Raw genomic sequence first — 9,215 nt, forward strand, 5'->3', positions numbered from 1 at the left:
CCGGATAGATGTCGATCTTCTTGGTCGTTGATCCATCTACCGGAGACCTCACTGCGTTCCACCAGCGGGCCCCAGGTTCCTAAACAGCTCCTAGCAGTCCTCAGATCCAGGTGACGGGACCCCGGGGCTCCACCGCGCCCCGGCGAATCCCGCACTCGACGTCCTCGTCGAGCGCGATGTTCCACGCGCGCAGCCCGGCGATCGCGCCGCTCTCGTCGAACGGGACGTCGCGCCGGCAGAACACCGTGCCGGGGAACCCGTCGAGCCGGAACCGCAGCTCGACCTCGGTGTCCAGGCCGCTGCCCCGGACGACGAGTTCCGCGTCCCGCGCGCCCACGTCGACGGCGGCCCGCAGCTGACTCCGGGAGAAGTCCAGGTATTCATCGAGTTCGCGGCGCACCTCCCGCTCGTCCCGGCGACGCGGCAGGCACCGGTCGGCGACGTCGAGGTCCGGCACCGGTGTGCTCGTCACCCCGTGCCCGGTCGCGGTGAGCACCAGTGCTGCGCAGCGCGGGCGGAACGGCCACGGCCGCTTGTTCTCCCGCTGCACGCAGACCACCGCCGTGTCGTCGAGGAAGGCCTGCGCGAGCAGGCGGGGAAGTGGATCCGTTCGTCGCCGTGCAGCACTTCGGCGTGCCAGTCCCAGATCCCGAGGTGGCTGCGGAACGTCCACTCTTGCCACCGTTCCTCGATGCTCTGACCGTCCGGCCGGTGGCTCAGCCGCCGATTCCGGCGCGGCTGCGGCGGGATCTCGGAACGCTCCACCGCCGAAGTGGACAGCCGGCCACCCGGGTCGGCGGCGACGGCGATCGTCGAGCGCGCGGTGGGGCGGTCGGACGCGCCGGCGTGCGGTGGCCGGTCGGAGACGAAGGCCCGCTCGCCACCGCTCGCCACCACGCGCGTCCCCGTGCAGAGGGGCTCCGCCGAGTCCGCCCATCCGACCACGTCGAGCACTTCCCCCGACCTCGACAGCGAGATCGCGACCGGCTGCACCTGGTCCACCAGGACGAAGCACGAACCGACGGCACGCGCGCAACCGGGGCGGAACGGGCGTTCCGAGGTCATGCCGCACCTCGCGAGTCTGGTCGTCGGCGGACCGCTGCCCGGATGGCGGGCGAGCAGTCCCGGGAGTCGCAGGAATCGCGCGAAGCCGTCCCGGTCCACGTTCCCCGGCCGATGTGACCCGTCGCGCTCCGATTCCCGGGCGTGAACCTCGCGAAACGGATGGCGTTATGCCGATGGCCATCTCTATGCTGATGACATAGAAACGAGGTGGAGGAGGTCCAGGACGTGGTGGGAGCAGAGGCGCACGAGGCCGAGCGGGACTCGTCGGCCGGGCACTCGCGGCGACGGCAGGTGATCGCGCTGGTCGTGGCGCCGATCCTGTTCGGCGTGCTCGCCGGGGTCGCGCTCAAGTGGTCGGTGGTGGCCTGGTGGACGATGCAGGGCCTCGGAGCGGTCGGTGCGGTCTTCGCCGGGCGTGAGCACAAGTACGGGTGGTCGGCGGCGTTGCGCGGGATCGTCGCCGGGCTGATCGCCACGAGCGTCGTCATCGGCATGCACGCGCTGCTGCCGGGAGCCGACGTCGAGGCGCTGGCGCTCCCGTCGTACCTGTTCGAAGCGGCCGCGGCGTCCGCGGTGCTGCACCTGATCGGGGCAGCACCGGGACGGATCCGCCGCCGTGCCGCGCAGGTGTCCGCGCGGCTGCGCACCCGATGATCGACGAGGAGGGCAGAGCAGTGCGGGAGTGGAACGGATCGGTCGCCTTCATCACCGGTGGCGGCCGCGGAATCGGTCTCGGCATCGCCCGGGCGCTCGCCACCCGCGGAGTGCGGCTGGCGCTGGCCGACATCGACGAGGAAGCGCTGGCACGCAGCGCCGACGAGCTCGCGCAGGTCACCGAGGTCGTGACCACGCCGCTGGACGTCCGGGACCGCGCGGCGTTCACCGCCGTCGCCGACACCGTCGAAGCGTCGCTGGGCCCGGTCGACCTGCTGTTCAACAACGCCGGGATCGCCCCGCACGCACCGGTCACCGAGTGGACCTGGGAGAAGTGGGACGTCGCGCTGGGCATCAACCTGCACGGCGTCATCAACGGGCTGCAGGCGTTCCTGCCCCGCATGATCGCGCGCGGCGCGGGCGGGCACGTCGTGAACACCGCGTCCGGTGCCGGCCTGATCGCCAACTCGAGCGTGCTCTACACGACCGCGAAGTTCGCGGTGGTGGGGCTTTCCGAGTCACTGCAACGGGAATTGAGCGGGCACGGCATCGACGTGAGCGTGCTGTGCCCCGGACCGGTCGACACCGGCATCCTCGGCAACACCGGCGCGATCGACGCGGACGTGGCGGTGAGGCACGGGCGCACCGAGAACTACCTCAAACACGGGGCGAACATCGACGCCGTCGGTGAGCTCGTGCTCGCGGGCATGGCGGCGCGCGCCACGTGGATCCACACCGACGACTTCGTGCGCCCGATGTTGGAACGCCGGATGGCGGACCTCCTCGACTCATTCCCGGCTCACTGAGCCGGATCGTCCCACACGTCCCGGAGGTTCCCCTCGAACTGGGTCGCGATCAGCCGCATCGCCGCGTCGAAGTCGACGTCGTCCTGGTCGATCAGGGCCTGCAGGTGGATGCCGAAGAGCGCTCCGATGAACGCCACCGCGAACGCCCGCTCCCGCTCCGGTGCGGTCTCCGGATCGGCGGTCGCAGGCCGACGTGCCTGCAACCAGCGCTCCAGACCGCGCCGGTGCCGGGCGAAGTACTCCTGGTACTGGCCGCGAACCGCACCCGAACTGCCCATCGCCTCGGTCAGCGCCACGAACACCAGCGCCGATTCACCGTTCCGCACCCAGGCCGCGAACTCCTCGGCCAGCTCGGTGAGCGTCGGGGAAGCCGTGCGGGGCTCCGGCGTCATCACGCGGTCCATCGCGCGTTCGATCACGGCGAGGAACAGGCCGTGCTTGTTCTTGAAGTGCCACGGGATCGAGCCACGGCTGATGCCGGAGCGCTGCGCGATCTCGGCGAACGAGGTGCGCTCGAATCCGCGCTCGGTGAACAGCCCCTCCGCCGCGTCGAGGATGCGGCGGCGGCTCTCGTCGCCGATCTCGTCGATCCGACGTCTTCCCTGGGAGTTCACGCGCGCCGTCCTCGAGGTCCGCGCCCGGCGGGCCCGGGCCTGGGCGTGCCGACGAGCCGAGCCCGGCCGCCATGCCGCGCACGCCGCTCACCAGCGATGTTCTGCGCCCCCTGCGGCACGGGCGGTTCAGCCGGAGCCGTGCGGTGGGCGCGGCGAAGTCTAGCCGTCACCGCCGTGATCCCCTGCCGGGTGACCGGCCGCGGTGCACGGCTGGGGCGACGGGCTGTGGTGCACGGCTGGGGCGACGGGCTGTGGTGCACGGCTGGGGTGACCGGCTGCGGTGCACGGCTGGGGCGACGGGCTGCGGTGCACGGCCGGGTGACCGGCCGCAAACGACCGGCCGCAGTGCACGGCCGGGACGGCCGGTCGGCGCCGCCCGCCGATCGGCCGCCGCCCGAACTCCGGGCGCCCGGCTTCACGCGCGACGGGAGGCTCCGGCCCGCAGCGGGGTGAACTCCCAGTAGGTGCCGCACCGCCACGCCCACTCCAGCGGCCCCTGGCGGAACCGCCGGAGCCACCACGCGGAGAAGGCGCTCTGGAGCACGATCACCGCCAGGCAGAACCCCAGCGCCGCCAAGGCCGACAGGTGACCGGACGTCACGAACAGCGGGAGGACGGTCGTGCAGATCACCGTCTGCCCCAGGTAGTTGCTGAACGCCATCCGCCCGTAGAACCGCAGGAACGACAGCACCCGCTCCGCTCCCGGGTGGCGCAGCGCCAGGACCAGTCCGGTGACGTACATCAGCCCCGGGATCGCGGCCGTGCGGAAGGCGATGTCGTGGGCCTGGTCGCTCCCGGCCAGCAGCGTCCACACCCAGATCGGTACGGAGCAGGCCGCGGTGACCCAGAAGGCGATCTTGACCGGAAGCCGCGTGCCGACCTCGAACAGCCCCCGTTCGGCCGCCCAGAAGCCGAGTGCCATGTGGCCCGACGTCCGGGCGAACTCGAACAGCACCGTCAACTGGGGTGGCAGCCCGGCATCGCCCGCACCGAGCGTGGCGGTCAGCCGCAGGAAATCCGGAACCAGCGACGCCACGACGCCCACGGTCACGAGGACCGTCCGCGGCAGGAACGTCAGGAGCAGGAGCACGAAGGCGAGCACGCCGTAGGACATGAGCACGTCGATGCCGCCGAGAGCCGAATTGAGCACCCCGGCCAGAATCAAGATGATCATTCGCCGGGAGTACGCCCACAGCGATCTCTCCTTGGCCCGGAGCCGGGACAGGAAGAGGAACGCACTCGTGCCGAAGAGAAACGCGAAGACGAAGTGGAACTTGCCCAAGGCGACGAGGTCGACGAACTTCCAGAGCACCGCATCGGAGCCGCCGGGCACCTCGGACCAGCCCGCCAGCCGCAGGAAGTAGGTGATGTTGATCAAGAGGATACCGGCGATCGCAACACCGCGGATCACATCGATGGACACGATGCGGTCCGCCGCCGATGAGACGGCCGGAATGCGCTCCGTTGGGGCGTTGTGCACACCCGCTCCTTTCTCGTCCGAGGCCTCGGCGATGCCGGATCCACCGGTCGCGATGGCGCCTCGGTAGCAGTGGACGAACGGCGGTGTTCACCCGATGCGTCCGCACGATCGCGCAGCGGATGGCGAAGATCCGATCGCGGTCCTGCTCGTGCCCGGCCGTGAATTCCCGCAGGTCACGGGCCTTCATCGGCGGTCGGAGGCCAAGAATCCGGGCGCGGTAATACGCGCACCGATGAGCGCGTCGCGATGCGGAACCGGCTGCCGACGTGAACCGTCGACGTCCTCATGTCCTCGCGAGCACGTGAAACCATTCCCCCTCGGTCGGCGACCGCAAAAGCGGCGAACACCACCCGACCGCAAGCTACGTGCGCCCCGAGCCGCCCGGCGCAGCGCCGACGATCCGCGAAGGGGATCAAAGGGGAAACCTCCACGGCACCCGAAGTGCCTCCGATGCCCTCCGAGAATTCCCCGATATCCACGTGAACCGAACCCTATCCACAGGTCCGAATCAGGTCTCCGCAGCGCGGATGCGAACGCACTCGAAGCCCACCGGAGAACGATGATCAGCCGTCAACAGGCGGCAATGGGTCGTCAATCGATGGCGATGAGTCGTCAACAAACGGAAGCATCATCGCAGGTGAAGCGGGGAATTGATTACCTCTGCCTGATCAGGCGCTGCGGCCGCTGTCCGCGTTTCGGCAGCTCAACATTCGGTTCTGGTCAACTGCTGACGTGAATAACCGTATGACTGCGCGGTGACACCGTCGTGCGGTCACGGGGGGTGTGGCGGCACTGCTGAGCATCGCAGTCCGGGAGGTTCTGGGACCGCCGAGGCGTCCGCGGAGCTGTTCGAGAAGGCGATCCGGGTCGCCGAGCGGCTGCTCGCCGAGGCGCAACCGGGGCGGCGGACGGCGGTCACCGAAGCGCTCAACGGCCGAGCATTGGAAGAAGTCGCTCCAGATCTGCTCCACGCCCAATCGTCCTCATCGGACGGAAAGATCATCGCTGTGGATTTCCGGCGCAGGTCAACGGGTAGTTGATCAGAGCGCCCCCGGCAGGATTCGAACCTGCGACACCGGCTTTAGGAGAGCCGTGCTCTATCCCCTGAGCTACGGGGGCGTGGTCGACGTGTCGACTGGTCGAAGGGTACCGGCCGGGGTGCGGCGGGGGACAGCAGGGCCGGGCCCGAACGGGATCTGCGCGCTGGGGTGATCGCGTATGGTGAGGTGATCGTCACTGGGAAGCGACACCGGCACGGCCGGTGCGGTCTGGGCCGGTGCGGTCCGGGGGAGTGGGATGGGCAACGAGAACCGCGGCGACGTCGAGCAGCTCGTCCAGGCCGGGTCGATCGGGCAGGTGCACTTCCACCAGCGGGTGCCGGTGGCGTTGCGCGCCGAGCAGTTGCAGCCGGGGCAGGCCGGGTTCGTGGACCGGGAGGCCGAGCGGGCGGAGCTGGACGCCGCGGTGGCGCGCAGCGGTGACTACCCGGCGTGCGTGCTGGTCAGCGGCCCGCGCGGGGCGGGGAAGACGGCTCTGGTGCGGCAGTGGATGCACGAGTCGGCGCACGGGTTCCGGCACCGGATCTACCTCGACCTCCGCGACCGGGACGCGACGAAGCTGGACGTGGTCTCGCACTGCCTGCACGCGTTCGAGCTCGACGTGCCCGCCTCCGCGGACGCCGCCGAGGGGCTGTACCGCAGCTTCACCCGGGAGCACGACGTGGCGCTGGTGCTGGACAACGTGGCGAACCCGCGGGAGTTCCTGCCGTTGCTGCCGTCGTCGCCGGACGGGTTGCTGGTGCTCATCGGGTGGCGGCAGCGGCCCGAGCTCGCCGTCGAGGACGTGGTGCCGCTCGGGTTGCGGCGGCTAGACGCGGATTCCGGGGTGGCGCTGCTGCGCGCCGGCGCCGGTGACCGGGTGGTGGCCGAACCGGAGCAGGCGCGGCGCATCGTGGAGCTGTGCGGCGGGCTCCCGGTGGCGATCCGGATCATCGCCGGGTTGCTGGCGAAGCGGCCCGGCCGGTCGCTGGCGCGGATGGCCGACGACCTGGCGGCGGACGGGCGGCTGGAGAAGTTCGTCGAGGACGGCGTACCGGTGGTGCTGCGGCACTACGACGAGGTGCTCGCCGCGCTGCCCGCCGACGAGCGCGCGCTGCACGGGCAGCTGGGGCACGTCCCCGGGCCGACGTTCTCCGCGGGCGCGGTCGCGGCGCTCGCCGACCTGCCCGAGGACGAAGCGGAGCGGCTGCTCGACGAGCTGCACGCGGCGAACCTGCTGGAACGCACCGACCACGACGGCGAATACCGGTTCCACGACCTGGTCCGGCTGCACGCCGAACGGCTGCGGGACGCGGACGACGGCGCGCTCGGGCGGCTCGTCGGCTGGTACCGGGTGCGCGGCGCCTACGCGGACCGGGCGGTGCTGGAGCCGCAGCGGCTGCGGATCGGGCAGGACGACGCGCTGCTCACCGCGCCGAACCCGTTCACCGATGCCACCGCGCGGGACTGGCTGGACCGGGAGCGGGTGAACCTCGTGCACGTGCTGGCCGCCGCGCATGAGCACGGCCTGGACCGCGAGGTCATCTCGCTCTGCGACGGTCCGCTGTGGACGTTGCACCAGCAGCATAAGCACTACGCGGACGTGGTGCCCGCGCTGGCCCTGGGGGTCGAGGCGGCGCAGCGCTGCGCGGATCCGGTCGCCGAATCGCGGTTGCGGACGCTGCGCACCCAGCTGCTGCTGGAACTGCGGGACCTCGACGCCGCCGAGGAATCCGGGCGGCGGGCCCGGGAGCTCGCCGAGCAGGCCGGGCACCGGCGGGCGCTGGCCTCCGCGCTGGAATTCCTCGGCAAGGTGCGGACCGCGCGCGGCGACTGGGCCGGGGCGCTGGACCTCCTCGCGCGGTCCAGGGAGATCAACCTCGAACTCGGCAAGCCCCGAGCCGCGGCGCTGCAGGAATACCTGATGGGGCGCGCGCTGGTCGGCAGCGGCGAACCGGTCGCGGCGCTGGACGTGCTGGACTCCGCGCGGCAGCGGCTCCGGGACTTCCCGAACGACCGGCGCACCCCCGACCGCATCCGCGTCGTCGAAGCCCGCGCGCACCAAGCGCTCGGACGGCACGCGGAAGCGCTCGACGCGCTCGGCGCGGCCGAGGACGGCATCCGCGCCCGCGGCGGCGGGCACGATCTCGCCGAAGCGCTCGAACTGCGGGCGGAATCCCTGCGGCAGGACGGGAACGAGGCCGCCGCGCGCGAAGCGCTCGCCGAAGCCGTGGCCCTGCTCGACACCGCCGGTCATCCGGACGCCCCGCGGCTGCGCGCCCTGCTCGGCTAGTCCGACCAGGGCTGCGGGACGAACGGGTCCACCGGCTCCGGGTTCGCCGGGAACGCGGGTTCCGGCAGGCCCAGCTGGTCGTAGAGCACCGCGCGCAGCCGCGACACCGCCGCCACCGGCGGCAGGAACGCCTGCGCGGCCAGGAGTTCGTGCTCCGGCACCGGCTCCGCGGCCGCCACCTCCGACACCGAGGTCACGTGCCGCGCCCGCGCGCCCAGCTCCGCGATCGGCGTGCCCGGGGCCAGCTCGTCGGCGCCGAAACCCGCCAGCAGCAGGGGTTTCCCCAGCGCCGCCGCGTACAGCGCCAGCGATCCGTGGTCCGCCACCACCACGTCCGCCGCCACCAGCACCGCCCGCCAGCCCCGGTGCGGCGGCACCAGCAGCAGGCCCGCGCGCCGCGCCGCACGCGTCCACCGGGTCAGCTGCCACGCGCTGTGCCGCGCCCAGACGTTCGGGTGCAGCACCAGCGCCACCTGCGCGTCCGGGTGCGCGGCCGTCAGCTCGGCCGCCAGCCCCGGGTGGCGCGCGAACAGCGAGTTCGGGCCCCACGTCGAACTCACCAGCACCAACCGGCGATCGCCCACGCCCAGCTCGGCGCGGTACCCCTCCCGCATCGGCAGGCTCGCGCGCAACCGGGCGAAGCACGGATCGCCCACCACCTCGGCGCGCTCCGCCGCCCGCGGGCACGACTCGCGCAGCAGCTCCAGCTGGTTCCGGTGCGACAGCGCCAGGACCGACGGCACGACACGTCCACTGTGGATGATCTGGTCCGCGGACAGGCCGGAGATGTCCGCCGCCGCACCGGAATCCGTCGGGCGCAGCTTGTGGTAGCCCGCGCCGTGCGGCAACGTCACCACCGGCACGTCCAGCTCGTGCAGGGCGCCGTTGCTGCTCGGGGACACCGCCAGGTCGACGTGCTCCTTCGTCGCCGACGCCCAGGGCAGCGAGCGCATCCCCGCGGCGTCCAGGAAACCGCGCAGGTCGCCACCGAACTCCGAGCCCTCGGCGACCGCGAACCGCGCCTCCACCCGGAAGTCGTCGGCGAGCACGGCGAAGACGTCCTGCAACCGGTCCAGCGCGGTCAGGGTGCGGACGACGCCCAGCACCCGGCGGCGGACCGGGATCGTGGACCAGCGATCCGCCCGCTCAGCCACGACGCCACCGGCTTCCGGGCTTCCGGGCTTCCGGGCTTCCGGGCTTCCGGGCTTCCGGGCTTCCGGGCTTCCGGGCTTCCGGGCTTCCGGGCTTCCGGGCTTCCGGGCTTCC

General features: G+C 71.9%; 7 protein-coding genes and 1 tRNA gene. 3 read left to right on the forward strand and 5 right to left on the reverse strand.

What is annotated here, in order from left to right:
• Positions 1-100: 100 nt before the first annotated feature.
• The gene (locus ABZ805_RS28100) at positions 101-550 is read right to left on the reverse strand and encodes a hypothetical protein (RefSeq protein WP_358446582.1); all 450 of its coding nucleotides are present in this window, start codon (positions 548-550) and stop codon (positions 101-103) included.
• A 740-nt stretch (positions 551-1,290) separates the two neighbouring features.
• Between ABZ805_RS28100 and ABZ805_RS28105 the strand changes: the two genes are divergently transcribed.
• Entirely contained in the window at positions 1,291-1,719 is a 429-nt protein-coding gene (locus ABZ805_RS28105) for a hypothetical protein (protein ID WP_358446585.1), read from the forward strand.
• Positions 1,720-1,739: 20 nt separating this feature from the next.
• On the forward strand, positions 1,740-2,525 hold the full coding sequence (locus ABZ805_RS28110; RefSeq protein ID WP_358446588.1) for an SDR family NAD(P)-dependent oxidoreductase: 786 nt from the start codon (positions 1,740-1,742) through the stop codon (positions 2,523-2,525).
• Here the strand turns inward: ABZ805_RS28110 and ABZ805_RS28115 are convergent.
• From ABZ805_RS28115 to ABZ805_RS28125, 3 genes are all read right to left on the reverse strand, one after another.
• Positions 2,519-3,139 carry a TetR/AcrR family transcriptional regulator gene (locus ABZ805_RS28115; protein ID WP_358446591.1) on the reverse strand — a complete coding sequence of 207 codons (621 nt, stop codon included), beginning with the start codon at positions 3,137-3,139 and terminating at the stop codon, positions 2,519-2,521. The genes ABZ805_RS28110 and ABZ805_RS28115 overlap by 7 nt on opposite strands.
• 415 nt (positions 3,140-3,554) lie before the next feature.
• On the reverse strand, positions 3,555-4,562 hold the full coding sequence (locus tag ABZ805_RS28120; protein WP_358446593.1) for a DUF418 domain-containing protein: 1,008 nt from the start codon (positions 4,560-4,562) through the stop codon (positions 3,555-3,557).
• A gap of 1,103 nt (positions 4,563-5,665) precedes the next feature.
• Positions 5,666-5,738: transfer RNA gene (locus ABZ805_RS28125), tRNA-Arg, on the reverse strand.
• 177 nt (positions 5,739-5,915) lie between these two features.
• On the opposite strand from ABZ805_RS28125, the gene ABZ805_RS28130 reads away from it, so the two are divergent.
• Positions 5,916-7,949: an AAA family ATPase gene (locus ABZ805_RS28130; RefSeq protein WP_358446596.1), complete on the forward strand. Its 2,034-nt coding sequence runs from the start codon at positions 5,916-5,918 to the stop codon at positions 7,947-7,949.
• Here ABZ805_RS28130 and ABZ805_RS28135 read toward each other — a convergent pair.
• Positions 7,946-9,103, reverse strand: a complete 1,158-nt coding sequence (locus tag ABZ805_RS28135) for a hypothetical protein (RefSeq protein ID WP_358446599.1) — start codon at positions 9,101-9,103, stop codon at positions 7,946-7,948. The genes ABZ805_RS28130 and ABZ805_RS28135 overlap by 4 nt on opposite strands.
• Between the last annotated feature and the right edge of the window lie 112 nt (positions 9,104-9,215).

The sequence above is a fragment of the Saccharopolyspora sp. NPDC047091 genome (genome assembly GCF_040643635.1).
In the GTDB taxonomy this organism is placed as follows: Bacteria; Actinomycetota; Actinomycetes; order Mycobacteriales; family Pseudonocardiaceae; genus Saccharopolyspora_C.